The 21,033-nt window shown below is 64.5% G+C and carries 19 protein-coding genes; 15 read left to right on the top strand and 4 right to left on the bottom strand.

What is annotated here, in order from left to right; all coding sequences use genetic code 11:
• Window positions 1-68 precede the first annotated feature (68 nt).
• Window positions 69-689, top strand: coding sequence for a hypothetical protein (locus HT051_RS10925; protein WP_174542059.1), 621 nt, complete (start codon window positions 69-71; stop codon window positions 687-689).
• 316 nt (window positions 690-1,005) lie between these two features.
• Here the strand turns inward: HT051_RS10925 and HT051_RS10920 are convergent, their stop codons facing one another.
• Window positions 1,006-1,857 carry a D-amino-acid transaminase gene (locus HT051_RS10920; protein WP_174542058.1) on the bottom strand — a complete coding sequence of 284 codons (852 nt, stop codon included), beginning with the start codon at window positions 1,855-1,857 and terminating at the stop codon, window positions 1,006-1,008.
• 12 nt (window positions 1,858-1,869) lie between these two features.
• Entirely contained in the window at window positions 1,870-2,889 is a 1,020-nt protein-coding gene (gene bioB / locus HT051_RS10915) for a biotin synthase BioB (RefSeq protein ID WP_208454429.1), read from the bottom strand.
• A 119-nt stretch (window positions 2,890-3,008) separates the two neighbouring features.
• Between bioB and HT051_RS10910 the strand changes: the two genes are divergently transcribed.
• Genes HT051_RS10910 through HT051_RS10900 form a run of 3 tightly spaced genes read left to right on the top strand, consistent with a single transcriptional unit; the run spans window position 3,009 to window position 5,655 of the window.
• Window positions 3,009-4,205 (top strand): 8-amino-7-oxononanoate synthase, encoded by a 1,197-nt coding sequence (locus HT051_RS10910; protein WP_208454308.1) that lies wholly within the window; start codon window positions 3,009-3,011, stop codon window positions 4,203-4,205.
• Between the two features lie 6 nt (window positions 4,206-4,211).
• Window positions 4,212-4,847 (top strand): alpha/beta fold hydrolase, encoded by a 636-nt coding sequence (locus HT051_RS10905; RefSeq protein ID WP_174542057.1) that lies wholly within the window; start codon window positions 4,212-4,214, stop codon window positions 4,845-4,847.
• Window positions 4,848-4,869: 22 nt separating this feature from the next.
• Entirely contained in the window at window positions 4,870-5,655 is a 786-nt protein-coding gene (locus HT051_RS10900; protein WP_174542056.1) for a methyltransferase, read from the top strand.
• Here HT051_RS10900 and bioA read toward each other — a convergent pair.
• Complete coding sequence (gene bioA / locus HT051_RS10895; RefSeq protein ID WP_174542055.1) at window positions 5,583-6,929, bottom strand: adenosylmethionine--8-amino-7-oxononanoate transaminase; 1,347 nt, start codon at window positions 6,927-6,929, stop codon at window positions 5,583-5,585. The genes HT051_RS10900 and bioA overlap by 73 nt on opposite strands.
• Window positions 6,926-7,558, bottom strand: a complete 633-nt coding sequence (gene bioD, locus HT051_RS10890; RefSeq protein ID WP_208454307.1) for a dethiobiotin synthase — start codon at window positions 7,556-7,558, stop codon at window positions 6,926-6,928. Before bioD ends, bioA begins: the two co-directional genes overlap by 4 nt.
• Window positions 7,559-7,767: 209 nt before the next feature.
• On the opposite strand from bioD, the gene HT051_RS10885 reads away from it, so the two are divergent.
• The 11 genes from HT051_RS10885 to HT051_RS10835 all read left to right on the top strand — a co-directional run bounded on the left by HT051_RS10885 (window position 7,768) and on the right by HT051_RS10835 (window position 21,027).
• Complete coding sequence (locus HT051_RS10885; RefSeq protein ID WP_174542053.1) at window positions 7,768-9,369, top strand: ABC transporter substrate-binding protein; 1,602 nt, start codon at window positions 7,768-7,770, stop codon at window positions 9,367-9,369.
• 12 nt (window positions 9,370-9,381) lie between these two features.
• A complete protein-coding gene (locus HT051_RS10880; protein WP_174542052.1) occupies window positions 9,382-10,377 on the top strand; it encodes an ABC transporter permease in 996 nt (331 codons plus the stop codon).
• Window positions 10,374-11,318: an ABC transporter permease gene (locus HT051_RS10875; protein ID WP_174542051.1), complete on the top strand. Its 945-nt coding sequence runs from the start codon at window positions 10,374-10,376 to the stop codon at window positions 11,316-11,318. The genes HT051_RS10880 and HT051_RS10875 overlap by 4 nt, the downstream gene beginning before the upstream one ends.
• Window positions 11,319-11,517: 199 nt before the next feature.
• Window positions 11,518-12,516 (top strand): class II fructose-bisphosphatase, encoded by a 999-nt coding sequence (glpX, locus tag HT051_RS10870; protein ID WP_174542050.1) that lies wholly within the window; start codon window positions 11,518-11,520, stop codon window positions 12,514-12,516.
• Window positions 12,517-12,627: 111 nt separating this feature from the next.
• On the top strand, window positions 12,628-13,557 hold the full coding sequence (locus HT051_RS10865; RefSeq protein ID WP_174542049.1) for a phosphoribulokinase: 930 nt from the start codon (window positions 12,628-12,630) through the stop codon (window positions 13,555-13,557).
• Between the two features lie 27 nt (window positions 13,558-13,584).
• Window positions 13,585-15,603: a transketolase gene (gene tkt / locus HT051_RS10860; RefSeq protein WP_174542048.1), complete on the top strand. Its 2,019-nt coding sequence runs from the start codon at window positions 13,585-13,587 to the stop codon at window positions 15,601-15,603.
• Between the two features lie 52 nt (window positions 15,604-15,655).
• Window positions 15,656-16,666: a type I glyceraldehyde-3-phosphate dehydrogenase gene (gene gap, locus HT051_RS10855; RefSeq protein ID WP_174542047.1), complete on the top strand. Its 1,011-nt coding sequence runs from the start codon at window positions 15,656-15,658 to the stop codon at window positions 16,664-16,666.
• Window positions 16,663-17,916 carry a phosphoglycerate kinase gene (gene pgk / locus HT051_RS10850; protein ID WP_174542046.1) on the top strand — a complete coding sequence of 418 codons (1,254 nt, stop codon included), beginning with the start codon at window positions 16,663-16,665 and terminating at the stop codon, window positions 17,914-17,916. The genes gap and pgk overlap by 4 nt, the downstream gene beginning before the upstream one ends.
• A 12-nt stretch (window positions 17,917-17,928) precedes the next feature.
• On the top strand, window positions 17,929-19,017 hold the full coding sequence (fba, locus tag HT051_RS10845) for a class II fructose-bisphosphate aldolase (RefSeq protein WP_174542045.1): 1,089 nt from the start codon (window positions 17,929-17,931) through the stop codon (window positions 19,015-19,017).
• A gap of 79 nt (window positions 19,018-19,096) precedes the next feature.
• Window positions 19,097-20,587, top strand: a complete 1,491-nt coding sequence (locus HT051_RS10840) for a ribulose-bisphosphate carboxylase large subunit (protein ID WP_174542044.1) — start codon at window positions 19,097-19,099, stop codon at window positions 20,585-20,587.
• Between the two features lie 11 nt (window positions 20,588-20,598).
• Window positions 20,599-21,027: a ribulose bisphosphate carboxylase small subunit gene (locus tag HT051_RS10835; RefSeq protein WP_174542043.1), complete on the top strand. Its 429-nt coding sequence runs from the start codon at window positions 20,599-20,601 to the stop codon at window positions 21,025-21,027.
• Window positions 21,028-21,033 lie beyond the last annotated feature (6 nt).

Genomic DNA, 21,033 nt, shown 5'->3' with positions numbered 1-21,033 from the left:
CAGGCCTTATTTTAGCCTGATATGCACGTAAACCGTGTTCCGGGGTGGTTCTAATTGATAGGTGAATCGTGAGGGATTTCGATTTCAAAGCCGCGAGGCGACAGGTAACGGAGATTCTCTCTATTGTGGAGGAATGCCCGGAACCACTCAAAGCAAGATGCTTTGAACTTCTGTTTGGCGTCGCATTTGCGGACCTGCCTAAGGTTAATCCTCAGGGCAAGGTTCCGATACCGCGTTCGAATGTCGGTCTGGCTGCGAATGGGAGCTTGCAGGAGACTGGCGAGCGCGAACTGCCGGGGAGCGTTGCGGTCTTCGCGCGCAAGTATGGGGTTTCGTCGGCGCAGCTGCACAAGCTGTTCCTGATCGATCACGATCCAATTCTGGCCGTCTACAAGATCAAGACGAAGGTCAAATCGCGGGCCCAGCTGCAGAAGGTCATGATGGTGTTGCTGGAGAACGGCCTGCGCAACGACAGGATCAAGATTGCTTACCCAGAGTTGCGCGACGCGGTCAGAGATGCCGGCCTCTATGACGGCAATTTCAACAAGACGCTGAAGCACAATGCGGGTCTGTTCCGGGGCGCGATCACCGAGGCCAAGATCCTGGAGGGCGAGTCCGTCGAGCTCACCGGAAAGGGCATGCAGCGCCTGGCGGATATCGTCGAAGATCTTGCCGGGTCAAACGTCTGACGCGCCGCGGGCGACGCTGGTATACGGCTCTGTTGCGGCGCCTAATTGCCAAGTTTCTGCATGCGGGCGGGATTTATTCCATTCAAGGCAACGCGCAGCGGATTTGGCTCGTTGGCCCTGGCGTCGCGCCGGAGCCAGCTCTGCACGGCCATACGCATCGCGCGCTGGCCGAAGGGACCGAGATCCACATGATAGACGAGCCAATAAAGTAAGTTTGTCATGGCCGGTTAACGCCGATATTGGCGACCGGTTTCCGGCGATAGCGTTTTTTCTTGCGGGTCGCGGGTGGAAAGCGACGCGAGTGCTCGGCCGGATCTCAGCCGATGCTTCGGGCATGCGCCAGATAAAGCGCCCGGAAGCGCGTTGAGATCGGGCCCGGCTTGCCGTCGCCCAGCGTCACCCCGTCGATCTCCACGATGGGAAGCACGAAGGCCGAAGCCGCGGTGAGGAAAGCCTCGCGGGCGCCCTTGGCCTCGTCCACGGTGAAGGGGCGCTCTTCGATCCGGATATCTTCCGCCGCCAGCATTTCCAGCAATTGCCGCCGCGTCACGCCGGGCAGGATCTGATGCCCGAGCGGCTGGGTGCGCAGCACACCCTCCGCATCCACGATGAACGCCGTCGAGGAGGTGCCTTCGGTGACGAATCCGTCCTCCACCATCCAGGCCTCGTAAGCGCCGCGGGATTTCGCCTCCTGCTTACCCATGGTCTGGGGCAGCAGCGCCACCGATTTGATATCCCGCCGCTTCCAGCGGATATCCGGGATGGTCACCACTTTCACGCCGGTTTCGGCGGCCGGATTATCGGCCAATGTCTTGGCTTGGGTGAAGGCGACGACGGTGGGCGTCAGCCCTTTGGGGAAGGCGAAGTCGCGATCCGCCGCACCGCGGGTGATCTCCAGATAGACGATACCCTCGTCGAGAGCATTCCGCGCGATCAGCTCCGCATGCAGGACGCGCAGTTCGTCGTCGCTGAGCGGTGCTGGGATCTGCAGCTCGCCCAAGGAGCGGGCGAGGCGGCTGAGGTGATAATCGAAATCGACCGGCTTGCCGCCGAGCACCGCGCAAACCTCATAGACGCCGTCGGCGAACAGGAAACCGCGATCGAAGACGGAAACTGTCGCGTCTTCCTCCGGGAGATAGGCGCCGTTCACATAGACCGTGCGGCCCATCTCTCGGATGCTCTAATGGTCGCCGCAAGAGCCGGCAGGCTTGCCGCAGCCGCAGGCCTCCGAGGCATCCGGCGCTTCCACCACCAGGCCGGCCTGCTCGATCAGCGCCAGATCCTCGGTGGTGTCGTTATTGTCGGTGGTCAGCAGCTTCTCGCCGTAGAAGATCGAGTTGGCGCCCGCCATCAGGCAGAGCAGCTGCGATTCCTTGGAGAGATTGGCGCGTCCCGCCGAGAGCCGGACCCGCGACAGCGGCATCACGATGCGGGCCGTGGCGATCATCCGCACCAGCTCGATGGGATCGACCTTGGAGCGGCCGGCCAGCGGCGTGCCGTCCACCGGCACCAGCGCGTTGATCGGCACGCTTTCGGGATGAGGCTCCAGCTCGGCGAGGCTGCGCAGCAGGCTGGCGCGGTCTTCTAGCGTCTCGCCCATCCCGATAATGCCGCCGCAGCAGACTTCCACGCCGGCTTTGCGCACATGACCGATCGTGTCCAGCCGGTCCTGGAAGGTCCGGGTGGTGATGATCTTGTCATAATATTCCTGCGAGGTATCGAGATTGTGGTTGTAGGCGGTGAGCCCGGCTTCGGCCAGGCGTTCGGCTTGCTCTTCCGTCAACATGCCGAGGGTGACGCAAGCCTCCATACCCATGGAGCGCACGCCGCGCACCATCTCCAGAACCTTGTCGAACTCCGCCCCGTCGCGCACCTGGCGCCAGGCGGCGCCCATGCAGAAGCGGCTGGCGCCGGCCTCGCGCGCTCGCGCCGCCTTGGACAGCACGTCGTCTACGTCCAGCAAGGTCTCCCGCGGCAGCCCGGTCTTTTTGGCGTAATGGGCGCTCTGCGGGCAGTATTTGCAGTCTTCCGGGCAGGCCCCGGTCTTGATCGACAGCAGGCTCGCCAGCTGCACCGTGCCGTCCTTGTGGAAGCGGCGATGGGTGGCGCGGGCCTGGTCCAGAAGCTCCATCAGCGGCGCGGTCAGAAGGTCCAGAATCTCGGCCGTCTCCCAATCATGGCGGAGATCGGCGGACTCGATGGCCTCGGCGCGGGACTGAGCCTCGTCGGCTAGGGGGTTGGCAGAATTCGGCGTTTCGGGGAAATCAAGCACGATTGGCGCTCTTCATTGCTGCAAGGACAAGCCTTCGCTAATACAGGATGATGAGCAGGAGTGAAAGCCGCTACGGCGCATATCTCGCAGACCGGGCGGGCGAAGGGCTCTGGCGCCAGCTGATCGACAGTGCGCCGGAGGGCGCCCGCAGCCTGAATGTGGCCGGGCGCAGCTATATCAATTTTTCCAGCAACGACTATCTGGCCTTGCGTTTCCGGCCCGAGCTGATCGCTCGCGCCAAGGAATGGCTGGAGGCCTACGGGGCGGGATCGGGCGCATCGCGTCTGGTGACAGGCAATCTGCCCGCCTTCGCCGATCTGGAGGCAAAGCTCGCTTTGCTGAAAGGCAAGCCTGCCGCGCTTGTCATGGCGTCGGGCTTCCAGGCCAATGCTGCCGGGCTCCAGGCGCTGCTTGACCGCGCCGTGCTTGGCGCCGAGCCCACCGTTTTCTCAGACCGGCTCAATCATGCCTCGATGCATTTCGGCTGCGCCGCGGCCGGTATCCGCCAGCAGCGCTACCGCCATCTGGAGACCGCCCATCTCGCCGAGCTTCTGGACAAGCGCAGCGAGGACGAGGCCCCGAAATTTATCCTCACCGAGAGCGTCTTCTCCATGGATGGCGATATCGCCGATATCGATGCGATCGCCGAGCTTTCCCGCAAGCACGAGGCGACGCTGGTGGTCGACGATGCCCACGGCACCGGCATCATGGGCGAGGCGGGCGAGGGCCTCAGTGGCGGGGCCGATATCGTCATCGGCACGTTTTCCAAGGCTTTGGGCGGGTTCGGCGCCTATATCGCCTGCTCCGAGACGGTGAAGGATTATCTGATCAATCGCTGCGGCGGGCTGATCTATTCCACCGCGCTGCCGCCTTCGGTGCTCGGCGCCATGGATGCGGCGCTCGACTTGATCCCGCAGCTTTCCGCCGAGCGTGCCCACGTCGCGAACCTCGCCAATCGCTTCCGCGAAGGCGCCAAGATGCTGAAGCTGGAGACCGGCGCTTCGGCCAGCCAGATCGTCCCCGTCATCGTCGGTACCGCCGAGGCCGCCAATAATCTCAGCCGCAGCCTGAAGGCCAACGGCTATTGGGTCACCGCCATCCGCCCACCCACCGTGCCGGCCGGCACCGCGCGGCTTCGCTTCGCCTTCAACGCCGCCCATACCGAGGCCGATATCGACGGACTTCTTTCGGTGCTGGCGCGGGAGCGCGACACGCTTCCCGAAGGGCCGCTCGCGGCGGAATAGACCTCCATGCGCTTCGTTCTCGTCCATGGCTGGGGCTTCCACCCCGGCATTTTCGATCCGCTCATCGCCCATCTGCCGGATGACGCGGAAGTCTCGCGCGTCGATCTCGGCTTCGTCGCAGGCGGCGGGCAAGCCTTGAGCCCCTCGGACGAATGGCCGCAAGACGCCATTGCCGTCGGCCATTCTTTGGGCGTGCTTTGGCTCTTGCATGAAAGACGTAGAAACTTCCGCGGCCTGGTCAGCCTACAGGGCTTCGACCGTTTCGCCGCCCATGTCGGGATGGCCCGCGTCCGCTCCATGCAGAAGGCGCTGTCCCGCGATCCGCTCTCCCTGATGCAGATGTTCTGGCAAAGCTGCGGCGTCCCGGATTTCGCGCCCGCCGAAGCGCTCCGGCAAGAAAGATTGGCCGAAGGGCTGGACTGGCTGATGCAATGGGAGGAAACGGAGGCGCGAGAAAGCCTCAAAGCGCCGGTTCTGGCGCTTGCCTCCAAGGACGATCCGATCGTGCCGCAAGCCATGAGCGACGCCATTTGGGGCGATGCGGTGGTCTGGTCGGCGGAGGCCGGGCACGCATTGCCGCTGCGCCATCCGAAATGGTGTGCGGAAAAGATCTTGGAATTTTCGAAGAGTATCGACGGCTGATATGGCATCGAGCGCCGACAGAATGCGAAAGACCGCTCCGAAGCCCGCCCGTGTGGCGGCAAGCTTCGGCCGCAATGCGCATGCCTACGAGACCCATGCGGAGCTGCAGCGCATGGTCGCCGCAAAGCTCGCTGCTTCGCTGCCCCAGCTCGAGGCGCCGAAAGTGCTGGAGCTCGCCTGCGGCACCGGCCTGTTCAGCCGCTATCTTCTTGCTGAGTACCCGGATGGCGACTTCACCTTCAGCGACCTGTCGAAGGGGATGCTCGCCGAGGCCAAGCGCAATATCGCCCATATCGGCACTGCGCCGCGGCGGTTCGTGGAGGTCGACGCTAACGCGCCGGGCGATCTGGAGCGCTACGATCTCATCGCCACCAGCATGAGCCTGCATTGGCTCGCCGATCCGGCCGCCTCCCTGCAAGCCTTGCGCGCCCATCTGAAGCCCGGCGGCGCGCTGGTCTATGCCGGGCTCGGCGAGAATTGCTTCGCCGAATGGCGCGCCGCGCTCGCCGCCGAAGGCCTGCCCGATGGGATCGTGCCGCTGCCGCCTCTGCCCGGCGTGAAGGACAGCGAGGCCCTGGTCATGGAGCAGGACGGGCTCGCCTTCCTGCGCCGGCTGAAAGCCATCGGCGGGATCACCCCGGCGGAAGGGTATCGCTCCCTGCCGCCCGGCGCGCTGCGCCGGGCGCTTCGCCGCCTGGAGAGATCCCATGGCGGCAAGGTCACCTGGGAGATTGTCTACGGACGCCTGTCGTCCATGGAGAGCTCGTTGGCGGCCAGCCGGTCCAGCCCCTCGATGATGCCGCTATAGGCGCGGGTAAGCTCCGCATCGGTGATGCAGAAGGGCGGCATCAGATAAACCGTGGTGCCGAGCGGGCGGATATTCAGCCCGTTGCCCAAGAACCAATCGCGCAAGCTCCGGCTCTGGGTCGACTGATAGCTTCCGGTGCCGACGATATCGAAGGCCATGATGGTGCCCGCCTGGCGGGTCTTCTCCACATCGGGGCGCGAGGCGATGCTCTCCAGGAAGGCTTTGTGCTTGGCGACGATCTCGCCGATGCGAGCGAGCGTTCCTTCCTCCTCGAAAAGCTGCAAGGAGCGCCGCGCCACCGCGCAAGCCAGCGGATTGGCGGTGAAGGAATGGCCGTGGGCCAGCGCCTTGTTGAAGCTCTCGCCGATGAAGCTGTCATAGACCTCGTCGCGCACCACCGTCGCCGCCATCGGCAGATAGCCGGCCGTGAGACATTTTGAGAGGCAGACCATATCCGGCGTGATGCCCGCCTGCTGATGGGCGAACATGGTGCCGGTGCGGCCGAACCCGGTGGCGACCTCGTCGAGGATCACCAGAATGCCGGCCGCTTGCGCCGTCTCCACGATGCGCTTCAAAAATTCCGGCCGCGACACCCGCATGCCCCCGGCGCCCTGGATCAGCGGCTCGATGATCATCCCGGCGAATTTGCCCGGCATCTCGGCAATCAGCTTCTCCAGCGCCTCGACCGCGGCATCCTCTTTCGCCTGCACGTCCGGATCGTTGTTCCAGGTATAGGGGTAGGGGACCACCTTCACCTCGCAGAGGAGGTCGTGGAACAGGGTGAAGAACTCCGAGCCGCGGCCAACCGCCATGGCGCCGACCGTGTCGCCGTGATAGGCGCCGTCGAAGGCGAGGAACGCGGTGCGCGGCTCGCCCCGATTGACCCAATGCTGATAGGCCATCTTCAGCGCCACCTCGACCGCGGTGGAGCCGTCGTCGGAATAGAAAACCTTGTTGAGGTCGCCCGGCATCAGCGCGCAGACGCGGGCCGCCACCTCCACCGCCGGCTCGTGGGTGAAACCGGCGAACATCACATGCTCGTATTTCTCCGCCTGCTCGGCGAGGGCTTTGTTCAGCTCCGGATGGGCGTGACCGTGGGTGCAGGTCCACCACGACGAGACGAGGTCGAGCAGCTCCGAGCCGTCGCCGAGAGTGAGGGTCGCCGCCTTGGCGCCGACGATCGGCAGCGGCGCGGATTCGGTGCCGTGCTGGGTGAAGGGATGCCAGAGATGGCGCTTATCCAGCGCCAGGAGTTCTTCGATGGAGTATGTCATTGAGTAATTTGAGCAAGCTTGGTGAGATCGAGCTCGGGCTGTATCGCGCGAAGCGCGGCATGGTCCAGAGTCTCGAAGAGGGGAATTTCGGCGATCACTTGGGTCTTTCCGTAGCGTTCGATCGCCGCGCGGTTATGGGGCATTTCCGGCCCCACCATGATCACGCCGGCGATGGTCAGGCCGCGCCGGCGTGCCGCCTCCAGGGTGAGCAAAGTGTGGTTGATGGTGCCGAGGCCGGAGCGGGCGACCACGATCAGCGGCAAATGCAGGTCCTCCGCGAGATCGGCGACCAGCTCGCTGTCGTTGAGCGGCACCAAGAGGCCGCCGGCGCCCTCGACGACGATGAAGTCGTCGGTCTCCGGCAGCTTGAAGGTGGTGAGGTCGATCTCGGTCTCGGCCCGGCGCGCCGCCTCATGCGGGGAGAGCGGGTCGGGCAGCACGTAAGTCTCCGGCACCACCCGGTCGGCGGAAAGCTCGGCGAGCCGCGTCACCTTCTGGGTGTCGGTCTCGCCCTCGATGCCCGCCTGCACCGGCTTCCAATATTTGGCGCCAAGATGCGTCGTCAGCCAGGCGGAGACCACTGTCTTGCCGATATCCGTATCGGTTCCGGTGACGAAAAATCCTTGCACTGCGATGCGCGCTCCTGTTCTCAACGGGGCGCTCTCGCGCCGCGCCGCGACTTTATCCGGCTCGCCCCGCGTTACAAGGGGCAGCGACAAGGGATACCGGCGAGGGAACCGACATGGGTAGAAAAAGCGGCCAATTGCCCCTTTGCCCGCAACCATAGGCTTAGTCCAGGCTATGCGGCTGCCCGCTCCCGGAGTATTGAATTGGTGAAATGGGTTTTCTGACGCGTCTCCTCCTCCTGACCAGCCTTGTCCTTGCTGTTACCGCGGCGGGGCTGCTTGCGCCGGGACAAAGCTTCGGTGTCTCGCCTGCCATTGCGGCGGGCGGCAAGACGCTGCGCATGGCCTATGACGCCGATCCCGTCTCCCTCGATCCTCACGAACAGCTCTCCGGCGCCACCTTGCAGATGTCGCATCTTCTGTTCGATCCGCTGCTGCGCTTCGATACGGAGATGAAGCTGCAGCCGCGGCTCGCCACACGATGGGAGCAGATCGACGAGCGCACCACGCGCTTCTATCTGCGTCCCGGCGTGAAGTTTCATTCCGGGCGCGAGCTGACCGCCAATGACGTGGTTTGGACCCTGAACCGGCTGAAGCGCAGCCCCGACTTCAAGGCGCTGTTCGAGCCGTTCGAGGGCGCGCGGGTGATCGACAATCTCACCGTCGATCTGATCACCAAGAAGCCGTATCCGCTGGTGCTGAATCTCGCCACCTACATCTTCCCGATGGATCAGGCCTTCTATTCCGGCGAGGATGAGCGCGGCGAGGCCAAGGACGCCATCGTCAAGCACGGCGCCTCTTTCGCCTCCACCCATGTCTCCGGCACCGGCCCGTTCATGGTGGTCAAGCGCGAGCAGGGGGTGAAGCTGGTGCTGAAGCGCTTCGACGATTACTGGGACAAGCAGTCGCCCGGCAATGTGCAGCGCATCGTCTTCACCCCAATCCGCGAGCCGGCGACCCGCGTCGCAGCACTGCTGGCCGGCGACGTCGACTTCATCGCGCCCGTGCCGCCCGGCGATCTGGACCGCCTGCGCGCCGCCGATTGTTGCGATCTCATCACCATGGAAAGCACGCGCATCCTGACCTTCGAGCTCAATCAGGACCGCGTGCCGGCCTTCAAGGATAAGCGGGTGCGGCTGGCGGTGAACTACGCCATCAACCGCGAAGGCATCGTCGCCAAGATCATGCGCGGCTTCGCCACCCCGGCGGGACAGCTGAGCCCGGACGGCTATGCCGGCCACGATCCGGCGCTGACCCCGCGCTACGATCTGGCCAAGGCCAAGGATCTGATGCGCGAGGCGGGCTACGAGGATGGCTTCTCCATCACCATGATCGCGCCCAACAACCGCTATGCCGGCGATTACCGCATCGCCCAGGCGGTCGCCGCCATGCTCGCCAAGATCAACATCAAGGTCGATTTGCAGGCCATGCCGAAAGCGCAATACTGGCAGCGTTTCGATGCCCGCGAGGGCGATATGCTGATGATCGGCTGGCAGTCCGATACGCAGGACTCTGCCAACCTCTTCGAGTTCCTGGCGATGACCCCGGACCCGAAGACCGGCTACGGCCAATATAATGCCGGCGATTATTCCAACCCCGAGGTCGATAAGCTGACGCTGGAGAGCCAGACCGTCATCGATAGCGAGGCGCGCGCGGAGCTGCTGCAGCGGGTCGAGCACATTCTCTATGACGACGGGGCGATGGTGCCGCTGCAATGGCAGCATCTGTCCTGGGGCGCGCGCAAAGGGGTCGATATCGGCGCCGTGCTGAACCAGCTCGGCATGCCTTATCTCGGCGATCTGGTGATCGAATAGGATCTGGCCTTTATGGATGCCGCCCGGCACGCCGCAGTCTTCGTCATCCAACGCCTGCTGCAAGCCCTGGGCGTCATGCTGGTGATCCTGGTGATCGCCTTCGCCATCCGCTCTTCCCTCGGCGATCCCGTCCGGGAGCTGACCGGGCAGGCGGCCTCGGAGTCTGAGCGCACCGCGCTCCGCCACGAGCTGGGGCTCGACCGGTCCTGGCCGGCACAGCTTCTCGACTATCTGAAGGGCGCGGCACAAGGCGATCTCGGCACCTCCTATATCTATAAGCGCCCCACCGTTGCGGTGATCCTCGACAAGTTTCCGGCCAGCTTCGAGCTGGTGCTGGCGGCAAGCCTGATCGTCGCGGTGCTGGCGCTGCCCGGCGGTATCGCCGCCGCGGTGCGGCCGCGCAGCTGGACCGCCAAGCTGATCCTGAGCGTCAGCGTGCTCGGCGTTTCGGTGCCAGTGTTCTTGACCGGCATTTTGCTGATCAGCCTGTTCTCGGTGCTGCTCGGCTGGCTACCGGCCTTCGGGCGCGGGGAGGTCGTCTCCATCGGCGGCTGGGAGACCAGCTTCCTCAGCCTCGACGGGCTCGCCCATCTCTTGCTGCCGGCGCTGACCCTGTCCTCGATCATGCTGCCGCTCTTCGTGCGGCTGATCCGTTCCGCCATGCTGGACGAGCTCGGCCGCGACTATATCCGCACCGCCCGCGCCAAGGGGCTGAAACCGCCGCGCATCTGGCTGCGCCACGGCTTGCGCAACGCCATGCTGCCCATCGTCGCTCAAGGCGCGCTGCAATTCGGCAATCTCCTGGCCTTCACCATCCTCACCGAGACGGTGTTCCAATGGCCGGGCATGGGCTTTCTCTTCTTAGAGGCGGTGACCCGCGCCGATATCCCGCTGATCACCACCTATCTCGTGGCGGTCGGCGCGATCTTCGTCATCGCCAACACCATCGCCGATCTGTTGAGCCTGGCACTCGATCCGCGGGTCACGTTCTCGGAGGCGGACGCATGAGCCGGACCGCAGCCGGGACCTACGCGCTGCCGCGCAGCCTGACCGGCAGCATCAAGCGCCATCCGGGCATGGGGCTGGTGATTGCCGTTCTGACCGTTATTGCGCTGGCGGCGGCCTTTGCCCCGGTGATCGCGCCGCAAGACCCGTATGACCTGGCCAGCCTCGACGTGCTGGATTCGGAGATCCCGCCAAGCTGGCTGCCCGGCGGCGAGGCGCGTTTTCCTCTCGGCACCGACGCGCAAGGCCGCGACTTGTTCAGCACCGTGCTCTACGGGCTGCGTATCTCCTTGATCATCGGCATCCTCGCCGTGACGATCCAGGCCGCCATCGGCATCACTTTAGGGGCGCTCGCCGGCTATCTCGGCGGCAGGCTCGATACGCTGATCACCCGCATCGCCGATATCCAGCTCGCGCTCTCCACCCTGATGCTGGCCATCGTCGCCCTGGCCCTGGTGCGGGCCGCGCTCGGAGGGCAAACCCTGGGGGCAAGCGCGGTGCCGGTGCTGGTGATCGTTATCGGGCTTGCCGAATGGCCGTTCTTCGCTCGCACCGCCCGCGCCGCCATGCTGGTGGAGAAGCAGAAGGATTACGTCCGTGCCAGTCGGGCGCTCGGCGCCACCGGCACGACCATCGTGCTGCGCCATATCCTGCCCAATATCGGCGCGCCGCTGATCATCGTCGCCACCATCGGTATGGCCAACGCCATCATGGCCGAGGCGGCGCTATCGTTTCTCGGCCTCGGCATGCCGCCGACCCAGCCCTCTCTCGGCACCCTGATCCGCTCTGGCTACGATCTGATCTTCGCCGGCGCCTGGTGGGTGACGCTGATCCCAGGTGCCGTGCTTGTCGTGCTGCTGCTCTGCGTCAATCTTCTGGGCGACGGCTTGCGCGATGCGCTCGATCCGCGCCTCAAGCGGGGTGCGGGCGAGGGCGCCCTCTAGCCCGTCCTTTCCTCACACACCGTCAACCAAACCGCCGAGCGGGGGTTTGATCGAAACGCTGCTGCGTTAGGGTGGGAGCACGGTTGAGCGGGCGTTTGTAATTCGATTCGGCAGTCCCTAACTGCCCAATTGAAGCAACCCCAAGGAAGTGACCCGAAGGAAGTGAACGCAAGCAAGCGAGCCTTCAGAGGAGAGAGCCATGGATAGCGCGCAGTCCGTCAGTCCGGACTTCGTGTTTTCGCTGCGGCGCGCCACCGAGAGCGCGGCCCTGGCGGCGTATGATTGGATCGGCCGCGGCGACCGCGAAGGCGGTGGTGGTGCGGCGCTGGATGCGATGCGCGAAAGCCTCGCCAAGCTCGATTTCGAAGGTGCCGCGGTCAGCGGCCAGGTCAGCAAGGACGAGGCGCCGCAATTCGCCCGCGGCGATATCGTTGGCAAGCCCGGCGCCGCCTTCAAAGCCGATGTCGCCGCCGACCCGGTGGAGGGGACCAGCTATCTCGCCCGCGGGCAGACCAACGCGCTGGCCGTGATTGCCGTCGCACCCCGCGGCACCATGATGGATCCGGGCCCGGCCTTCTATATGGAGAAGTTCGTCGCCGAGCCGGCGGCGCGCGGCAAGATCGATCCCACCTGGCCGACGGCGAAGAAGCTGGAGGTTCTGGGCCGCGCGCTGAACAAGGCGGTGCCCGATCTCACCGTCTATGTACTGGAGAAGCCGCGCCACCGCCAGCTGGTCGAGGAGATTGTCGCCACCGGTGCCCGCGTCGCGCTCTATCCGGCAGGCGACGTCGCCGGCGCGCTGATGGCCGCCATTCCACAATCCGGCATCGATGCGCTAATGGGCATCGGCGGCGTGCCCGAAGGGCTGATCTCGGCGGTGGCGATCCGCGCCATGGGCGGCGAATTCTTAGGCCGCATGGCGCCGCAGCTGCAGACCGAGGCCATCGCCGTGAAGCAGGCCGGCATCGATACCGATCGCTGGTTCGACCGCGACGAGCTGGTCGGCTCAGACGAGCTATTCTTCTGTGCTACCGGCATCACCTCGGGCCTTCTGCTGGAGGGCGTGTCCCACAGCAAGAACTCCTATACGCTGCAAACCATGATGATTACCGGTGCCACTGGCGAACGTCAGGTGATGACCAGTTACCTTCCTCTCCCGCCCCGCGCGCAAGCGGTTACGGCGCGGGATGTCGCCTAACAGGGGCGCCCCCGATTAAGTCTTTTGGGCGCCCAAGGCTTGCTCTGAGACATCGCAGGCGACATGACATAGGATGTCACACAACAAAAAGAAGGAGTGCGGGGAGTAGGAATGCCCAAGCAGGTCGATCATCCGATCATTCTTGGCATCGTCGGCGACTCGGCGTCGGGCAAGACGACGTTGTCGGCGGGCGTCGCCCAGATTCTGGGTGAAGACCGCTGCACCGTCATCTGCACCGACGATTATCACGCCTATGACCGCGCCGAGCGGGCTAAGTACGGCCTCTCGGCTCTCGATCCGCGCGCCAATTACGTCGATATCCTGGAGCAGCATCTACGCCTGCTGCGCAACGGCCAGCCGATCCTCAAGCCGATCTACAATCACACCCACGGCACGCTGGAGCGGCCGGTCTATGTCCAGCCCAAGGATTTCGTCATCGCCGAGGGGCTGCTCGGCTACACCACCCGCGCCATGCGCGATTGCTACGACGTGAAGATCTATCTCGACCCGATCGAGGATCTGCGCGTGAAGTGGAAGATGCATCGCGACACAACCAAGCGCGGCTACACCAAGGAAGAGGTGGCCCAGTCCCTGGAGAAGCGGAAGAAGGACAGTCCGATCTTCATCCATCCCCAGCGCACTTTCGCCGATATCGTGATTCGGTTTCAGCTCCCGGCCCATGCCAACGGCTCCGACACCCATCTCGATGTCCGCCATCTGCTGCGCCCGACCTTGCCGCATCCGGATTTCTCGCCGCTGTTCGACGCCAACAATCCGGCCGGGATGAAGCTCGAACTGGCCCGCGACAGCGACGGCAAGCCGGTGGACGTGTTGGAAATCAACGGCGATATTTCCGACGCGCGGGCCGAGAAAATCGAGGATCTGCTTTGGGATCTAATCCCCGAGGCCGGGCATTTGCGCGATCAGGTAGGGCGCATCGACGTAGCAAATGGTGCTCGAGTCAGTCATCCCCTAGCGCTGACCCAGCTACTTGTGGGATACCACGCCGTGAAAGCGGCCATGGGCGTGAGGGCCTACTAGCCGCAAGAGCAGCGTTTGGAGAATTTTATGGCCGAGAGCCTCGATGTCGAGCAGGCGGCGCCTGCCGTTACCCACGAAAATATGGCCAATGCCATCCGCGCCCTCGCCATGGACGCGGTGCAGAAATCGAAATCCGGCCATCCGGGCATGCCCATGGGTATGGCGGATGTCGCCACGGTGCTGTTCACCCGGTTCCTGAAATACGATGCCGAGCATCTGGACTGGCCCGATCGCGACCGCTTCGTGCTGTCGGCCGGCCATGGCTCGATGCTGCTCTACGCGCTGCTCTACCTCACCGGCTCGCCGGAGATGACCATCGAGGAGATCGAGAATTTCCGCCAATGGGGCTCCAAGACCCCGGGCCATCCCGAATACGGCCACACCAAGGGCGTCGAGACCACCACCGGCCCGCTGGGGCAGGGCGTCGGCAATGCCGTCGGTATGGCTATGGCCGAGCGGCTGCTCAAGGCCCGCTACGGCGAGACAATCGTCGATCACTTCACCTACGCCATCGCTGGCGATGGCTGCCTGATGGAAGGCATCAGCCATGAGGCAATCTCGCTCGCCGGCCATCTCAAGCTCGGCCGGCTGATCGTGCTGTTCGACGACAACCACATCTCCATCGACGGCGACACCGATCTGGCCGTTTCCGACAATCAGCTCGAGCGCTTCGAGGCCTCCGGCTGGCATGTGGCGCGGGTCGACGGCCACGATCCCGAAGCGGTCGCGGTGGCCATCGAGAATGCCCGTCAGGTCGCCGACCGGCCCTCGCTGATCGCCTGCCGCACCATCATCGGCTTCGGCGCCCCTCATAAGCAGGGCACCGCCTCTACCCACGGCTCGCCGCTGGGCGATGAGGAGATTGCCGCCACCCGCGAGAAGCTGGGATGGCCGTACCCGCCCTTCGAGATCCCCAAGCCCATCCTCGCCGCCTGGCGCGCCGCCGGCACCCGCAATCGCGAAGCGTTCGAATCCTGGACCGCGCGGGCCGATCAGCTCGAGCCCGCCGCCCGCAACCGGCTGGTCGAGCCCATCGATGCCGATCTTGCCGCCGCTGTCGCCGATGCGGTGTACGCCGCCAAGACCGAATTCGCCGAAGGTGCCGAGAAGCTCGCCACCCGGCAATCCTCCCAGAAGGTGCTGGAGAAGCTCGTCGCGGTGCTGCCCGATCTGATCGGCGGTTCGGCCGACTTGACCGGCTCAAACGGCACTTTGACCAAGCTGCATAAGTCCGTGACTCCGGAGGATTTTTCCGGGAACTACATCCATTACGGCGTGCGCGAGCACGCCATGGGCGCGGCGATGAACGGCATGGCGCTGCATGGTGGTATCGTGCCTTACGGCGGCACCTTTCTGGTGTTCACCGATTACTGCCGTCCGGCGATCCGCCTTTCGGCTCTGGAGGAGCAGCGGGTCATCTACGTTATGACCCATGATTCCATCGGCTTAGGCGAGGACGGTCCGACCCATCAGCCGGTCGAGCATCTCGCCGCTTTGCGGGCCATTCCCAATCTCAACGTGTTCCGCCCGGCCGACTCCGTCGAAGTGGCCGAATGCTGGGAGCTGGCGCTGCTCAATCCGAAGAGGCCGTCGATCCTGGCGCTGAGCCGGCAAGGGCTGCCGCTGCTGCGCACCGCGCCCACCGCCGAGAACCTCACCGCCAAGGGCGCCTATGTCTTGTCGGAGCCCGAAGGCGGCCGCGACGTGACTTTGATCGGCACCGGCTCGGAGCTGATGCTGGCGGCGGAAGCCGCCGAGACCCTCGCGAAGGAGGGCATCAAGGCCGCCGTGGTTTCCATGCCGTGCTGGGAGCTGTTCGCCGCACAAGACGAAGTCTACCGCAATGAAGTGCTGGGCGACTGCCCGCGCATCGCCGTTGAGGCCGCCATCGGCTTCGGCTGGTCGGAATGGCTAGGCGAGGGCGGCGCTTTCATCGGAATGACCGGGTTTGGGGCTTCTGCTCCCGCCAAAGAGCTTTATAACCACTTCGGAATCACGGCCGAGGCCGTCAGTGCTGCTGCGCGCAGCGCTCTCGGCAAAGCCTGACGCCATAAATTTGAAGCCAAGATTGCATAACAAACACAATCAGTGAGGAGATATGTCCAACAAGCGCGTCGCCATTAATGGCTTTGGCAGGATCGGGCGGCTTACCCTTCGTGCCTTCCTGGAATCCGGCAGGGACGATTTGGAGTTCGTCGCCATCAACGATCTCGCCCCCGCCGACATGAACGCGCATCTCCTCAAATACGACAGCGTGCATGGCACGCTGCCGATGGATGTCAGCGTCGAGGGCGACGCCATCCGCGCCGGCGACAAGACCATCAAGGTGCTGTCCGAGGCGAACCCGGAGGATCTGCCCTGGGGTGATCTCGACATCGATATCGTCATGGAATGCACCGGCCGTTTCACCGACCGCGAGGCGGCGGCCCGGCATCTGAAAGCCGGCGCCAAGCGCGTGCTGGTCTCCGCCCCGTGCAAGGGCGCCGATCTCACCGTGGTCTATGGCGTCAACGACGAGAAGCTGGCCAAGGATCAGCTCGTCGTCTCCAATGCCTCCTGCACCACCAACTGCCTGGCCCCGGTGGCCAGCGTGCTGCAGGATCTGGTCGGCGTGGAGCGCGGTTATATGACGACGATCCACGCCTATACCGGCGATCAGCGCACCGTCGATACCTTCCATAAGGATCCGTATCGCGCCCGCGCCAGCGCCGTGAACCTGATCCCGACCTCGACCGGTGCCGCCAAGGCCATCGGCCTGGTGCTGCCCGATCTCGCCGGCAAGCTGGACGGCGCTTCGATCCGCGTGCCGACGCCGGATGTCAGCATGGTCGACCTCACCTTCGTCGCCTCCCGCGCCACCAGCGCCGAAGAGATCAACGAGGCCATGGCCAAGGCGGCTTCGGGCAAGCTGAAGGGGGTCCTCGGCTATAACGACAAGCCGCTGGTCTCCTCCGATTTCGTCCATGACCCGATGAGCTCGATCTTCGATGCCAATGGCACTCATGTGATCGACGGCACCTTCTGCCGCATCGTCGCCTGGTACGACAATGAATGGGGCTTCTCCAACCGCATGAGCGACGTCGCCGTGGAGATGGATCGCCTGATATGAGCGCCTTCGATCTCTCCCGCATCCGGTCGGTCGAGGATGCAGATGTGAAGGATAAGCGCGTTCTCTTGCGCGCCGATCTGAACGTGCCGATGCGCGAGGGGGTGGTGGGCGACACCACCCGCATCGAACGCATTCTGCCGACCGTCCGCTTGCTGCGGGAGAAGGGCGCCAAGGTGATCGTGCTCTCCCATTGGGGGCGCCCGAAGGGCACGGCGAGCCAGGAGACCTCGCTCCGCCCGATCGCCGAGGCCATGGCCAAGCTGGTTCCCGATGCCAAGGTGAGCTTTGCTGCCGATTGCGTCGGCGAGACCGCGGCCGAAGCGGTCGATGCGCTGGAGCCGGGCGACGTGCTGTTGCTGGAAAATCTCCGCCATCACATCGGCGAAGAGAAGAACGATGCCGATTTCGCCCGGGAACTTGCCAAGCTGGGCGACATTTACGTCAATGATGCCTTTTCCTCCGCGCACCGTGCGCATGCCTCGACGGCGGCCATCGCCCAGCTGCTGCCGGCCTATGCGGGGCTGCTGATGATCGCCGAGATCCGGGCGCTGGAGCAGGCGTTGGAAAATCCCCGCCGGCCGGTGATGGCCATTGTCGGCGGATCCAAGGTTTCCACCAAGATCGCGGTGCTCGACAATCTGGCCAAGAAGGTCGATGTCATCGTAGTGGCCGGCGGCATGGCCAACACGTTTCTGTTCGCCGACGGCCTCAATGTCGGCAAGTCCTTGTGCGAGAAGGATGCCGTGACCACGGTGAAACAGATCGAGGCGCACGCCAAAGACGCGGCTTGCGAGATCGTGCTGCCCCAGGATGCGGTAACCGCAAAGGCGTTGGAGCCGGGGGTGGAGACCGAGACCTGCTCGATTTCCGCGGTCGCCGGCGATAGCATGATCTTGGATGTCGGGCCGGAGACGGTCGCCGATCTGAAGCGCCGCCTTAGCGAGGTCAACACGCTGCTGTGGAACGGCCCGCTCGGCGCCTTCGAGACGGCGCCCTTCGATGCCGGCACCATGGCGATCGCCAAAGAGGCGGCGCGGCTGACCGAGGCCGGAGACCTCGTCAGCGTCGGCGGTGGCGGCGACACGGTGGCTGCCCTGAAAGCGGCGGGCGTGGCCGACAAGTTCACCTATGTGTCGACGGCGGGCGGCGCATTTTTGGAGTGGCTGGAGGGCAAGGAGCTCCCGGCTGTCGCAGCCCTGGCGAGCGGGGCCACAAAGAAGGCGTCCGAACTCGCCGCTACGGATAGCTAAGAGGTAGGAAACATGCTGATCACCCTGCGACAACTTCTGGATCACGCTTCCGAGCACGGCTACGGCGTGCCGGCCTTCAACATCAACAACATGGAGCAGGGGCTCGCGATCCTGCAGGCCGCGGCCGAGACCGACGCGCCGGTGATCATCCAGGCGAGCCGCGGCGCGCGCCAATATGCCGGTGATCTGATGCTGGCCAAGCTGATCGAGGGGCTTGAGGATCTCTATCCCAATATCCCGATCTGCATGCATCAGGATCACGGCAACAACGCCGCCACCTGCCTGTCCGCCATCCAGCACGGCTTCACCTCGGTGATGATGGACGGCTCGCTGGGCGAGGACGGCAAGACCCCGACCGATTACGACTACAATGTCGGCGTCACCAAGAAGGTCACCGACATGGCCCATATGGTCGGCGCCTCGGTGGAGGGCGAGCTGGGCTGCCTCGGCTCGCTGGAGACCGGCTCGGGCGAGGCCGAGGACGGCCACGGTTTCGAGGGCAAGCTGGAGCGCGACAAGCTGCTGACCGATCCGGATCAGGCGGCCGAGTTCGTCGCCGAGACCAAGGTCGATGCGCTGGCCGTCGCCATCGGCACCTCCCACGGCGCCTACAAGTTTACCGCCAAGCCGACCGGCGAGGTGCTGGCGATGGACGTCATCGAGGCGATCCACGAGCGTCTGCCCGACACGCCTTTGGTGATGCACGGCTCCTCTTCGGTGCCCCAGGACCTGCAGGACGAGTTCAACAAATGGGGCGGCGAGATGCCCCAGACTTACGGCGTGCCGGTGGAGGAGATCGTCCGCGGCATCAAGCACGGCGTGCGCAAGATCAATATCGACACCGACCTTCGCATCGCTTGCGCGGCGACGCTGCGCCGGGTCGCCACCGAGAACAAGTCGGAGTTCGACCCGCGCAAGTTCCTCAAGCCTGCCGTGGCGGCGATGAAGAAGGTGTGCGTCGACCGGCTGGAAGCCTTCGGCACCGCCGGCTGGGCGTCCAAGATCAAGGTGATCCCCATGGCCACCATGGCCGAACGCTACGCCTCCGGCGAGCTCGACCCCAAGGTCGGCGCCGCCAAGGGCGTGAAGGCGGCCGAGTAACCGGCAGCCTTCAAGCGGATCGGGCACGGGGCCGCTTGAAAACATCCCAGCAGTGGGAGCTGCGGGAGGAGAGAAGCAGATGAAAGAGGCCAAGGCCGATAAGGGCGACGGCGCGGGCGGTTCTCAAACCCTGCGCGGCGAAGAGCGCTACAAAGCCGGCGTTCTCGAATATAAGCGCATGGGCTATTGGGAGCCCGACTATCAGCCCAAAGAGACCGACCTCATCGCGCTGTTCCGCGTCACCCCGCAAGACGGCGTCGATCCGGCTGAGGCCGCCGCGGCGGTGGCCGGCGAAAGCTCTACCGCCACCTGGACCGTGGTCTGGACCGACCGGCTGACCGCCTCGGAGAAATACCGCGCCAAATGCTACCGCCTCGATCCGGTGCCCAACGCCGAAGGCCAGTATTTCGCCTATATCGCCTACGACCTGGACCTGTTCGAGCCCGGCTCTGTGGTCAATCTCGCCGCCTCCATCATCGGCAATGTGTTCGGCTTCAAGCCGCTGAAGGCGCTGCGCCTGGAGGATATGTTCCTCCCCGTCGCTTACGTGAAAACCTATGACGGCCCGCCCACCGGAATTGTGGTGGAGCGCGAGCGGCTGGATAAGTTCGGCCGTCCGCTGCTCGGCGCCACGGTCAAGCCGAAGCTCGGCCTTTCGGGCCGCAATTACGGCCGCGTCGTCTACGAGGCGCTGAAGGGCGGGCTCGACTTCACCAAGGACGACGAGAACATCAACTCGCAGCCCTTCATGCATTGGCGCGACCGCTTCCTCTACTGCATGGAGGCGGTGAACAAGGCGCAGGCCCAGACCGGCGAGATCAAGGGCACCTATCTCAATATCACCGCCGCCACCATGGAAGACATGTATGAGCGCGCCGAGTTCGCCAAGGAGCTCGGCTCGGTGGTGGTGATGATCGATCTGGTGATCGGCTGGACCGCGATGCAGTCCATCTCCAAATGGGCGCGCAAGAACGACATGATCTTGCATCTGCATCGCGCCGGCCATTCCACCTATACCCGCCAGAAGAGCCACGGCGTCTCCTTCCGGGTGATCTGCAAATGGGCGCGGCTTGCCGGCGTCGACCATATCCATGCCGGCACGGTGGTCGGCAAGCTGGAGGGCGACCCCGCCACGGTGCGCGGCTTCTACGACATCCTGCGTCAGGACCATGTCGAGGAGAATCTCGGCAACGGCGTCTTCTTCAATCAGGATTGGGGCGGCTTGCGCAAAGTCATGCCCGTCGCCTCCGGCGGCATCCATGCCGGGCAGATGCACAAGCTGCTGCATTATCTCGGTGAGGATTGCGTCATGCAGTTCGGCGGCGGCACCATCGGCCATCCGGGCGGCATCGCCGCCGGTGCTACCGCCAACCGCGTCGCTCTGGAATCGATGATCCTCGCCCGTAACGAGGGCAGGGACTATCTCGCGGAAGGCCCGGAGATCCTGGAAGAGGCGGCGCGCGGCTGCACCCCGCTGGCCCAGGCGCTGGAGACCTGGAAGGACGTCAGCTTCGATTACACCTCCACCGACACGCCGGACTTCGTGCCGACGCCAGACGTGGCCTATTAGGAGAAGTCTCCATGCGTCTCACCCAAGGCACGTTCTCCTTCCTGCCCGATCTGACCGATAGCCAGATCGCCGCTCAGGTGCAGTACTGCATCGACAATGGCTGGGCGGTGAATATCGAGTTCACCGACGATCCCCATCCCCGCAACACCTATTGGGATATGTGGGGCGAGCCGATGTTCGATCTGGCCGATGCGGCCGGCGTCATGGCCGAGCTCGGCAAATGCCGCGAGATTTACGGCGAGCGCTATATCCGCATCTCCGCCTTCGACAATTCGCCGGGCTGGGAATCCTTGCGCCTGTCCTTCATCGTCAACCGGCCGGAGAACGAGCCGGGTTTCCGCCTCGACCGGCAGGAGACCGAAGGGCGCAACATCCGCTACACCACCCACGCCTACGCCGCCGAGCTTCCCGAAGGAAAGCGTTATAACGGCAAGGGGTAGGCGGCG

It is taken from the genome of Methyloligella sp. GL2 (assembly GCF_013341275.1).
Lineage (GTDB): Bacteria > Pseudomonadota > Alphaproteobacteria > Rhizobiales > Methyloligellaceae > Methyloligella.
Note: the sequence above shows the minus strand (reverse complement) of the source record. Positions and strands in the feature narration are given on the sequence as shown.

Excerpts from the sequence above, each read along its gene's own strand:
- pgk (WP_174542046.1), top strand. The coding sequence starts at position 16,663 with ATGAGCGCCTTCGATCTCTCCCGCATCCGGTCGGTCGAGGATGCAGAT.
- fba (WP_174542045.1), top strand. The coding sequence starts at position 17,929 with ATGCTGATCACCCTGCGACAACTTCTGGATCACGCTTCCGAGCACGGC.
- bioA (WP_174542055.1), bottom strand. The coding sequence starts at position 6,929 with ATGACATACTCCATCGAAGAACTCCTGGCGCTGGATAAGCGCCATCTC.
- gap (WP_174542047.1), top strand. The coding sequence starts at position 15,656 with ATGTCCAACAAGCGCGTCGCCATTAATGGCTTTGGCAGGATCGGGCGG.
- HT051_RS10865 (WP_174542049.1), top strand. The coding sequence starts at position 12,628 with ATGCCCAAGCAGGTCGATCATCCGATCATTCTTGGCATCGTCGGCGAC.
- HT051_RS10905 (WP_174542057.1), top strand. The coding sequence starts at position 4,212 with ATGCGCTTCGTTCTCGTCCATGGCTGGGGCTTCCACCCCGGCATTTTC.
- tkt (WP_174542048.1), top strand. The coding sequence starts at position 13,585 with ATGGCCGAGAGCCTCGATGTCGAGCAGGCGGCGCCTGCCGTTACCCAC.
- HT051_RS10880 (WP_174542052.1), top strand. The coding sequence starts at position 9,382 with ATGGATGCCGCCCGGCACGCCGCAGTCTTCGTCATCCAACGCCTGCTG.
- HT051_RS10835 (WP_174542043.1), top strand. The coding sequence starts at position 20,599 with ATGCGTCTCACCCAAGGCACGTTCTCCTTCCTGCCCGATCTGACCGAT.
- HT051_RS10840 (WP_174542044.1), top strand. The coding sequence starts at position 19,097 with ATGAAAGAGGCCAAGGCCGATAAGGGCGACGGCGCGGGCGGTTCTCAA.
- HT051_RS10920 (WP_174542058.1), bottom strand. The coding sequence starts at position 1,857 with ATGGGCCGCACGGTCTATGTGAACGGCGCCTATCTCCCGGAGGAAGAC.
- HT051_RS10900 (WP_174542056.1), top strand. The coding sequence starts at position 4,870 with ATGCGAAAGACCGCTCCGAAGCCCGCCCGTGTGGCGGCAAGCTTCGGC.
- HT051_RS10885 (WP_174542053.1), top strand. The coding sequence starts at position 7,768 with ATGGGTTTTCTGACGCGTCTCCTCCTCCTGACCAGCCTTGTCCTTGCT.
- glpX (WP_174542050.1), top strand. The coding sequence starts at position 11,518 with ATGGATAGCGCGCAGTCCGTCAGTCCGGACTTCGTGTTTTCGCTGCGG.
- HT051_RS10875 (WP_174542051.1), top strand. The coding sequence starts at position 10,374 with ATGAGCCGGACCGCAGCCGGGACCTACGCGCTGCCGCGCAGCCTGACC.
- HT051_RS10910 (WP_208454308.1), top strand. The coding sequence starts at position 3,009 with ATGATGAGCAGGAGTGAAAGCCGCTACGGCGCATATCTCGCAGACCGG.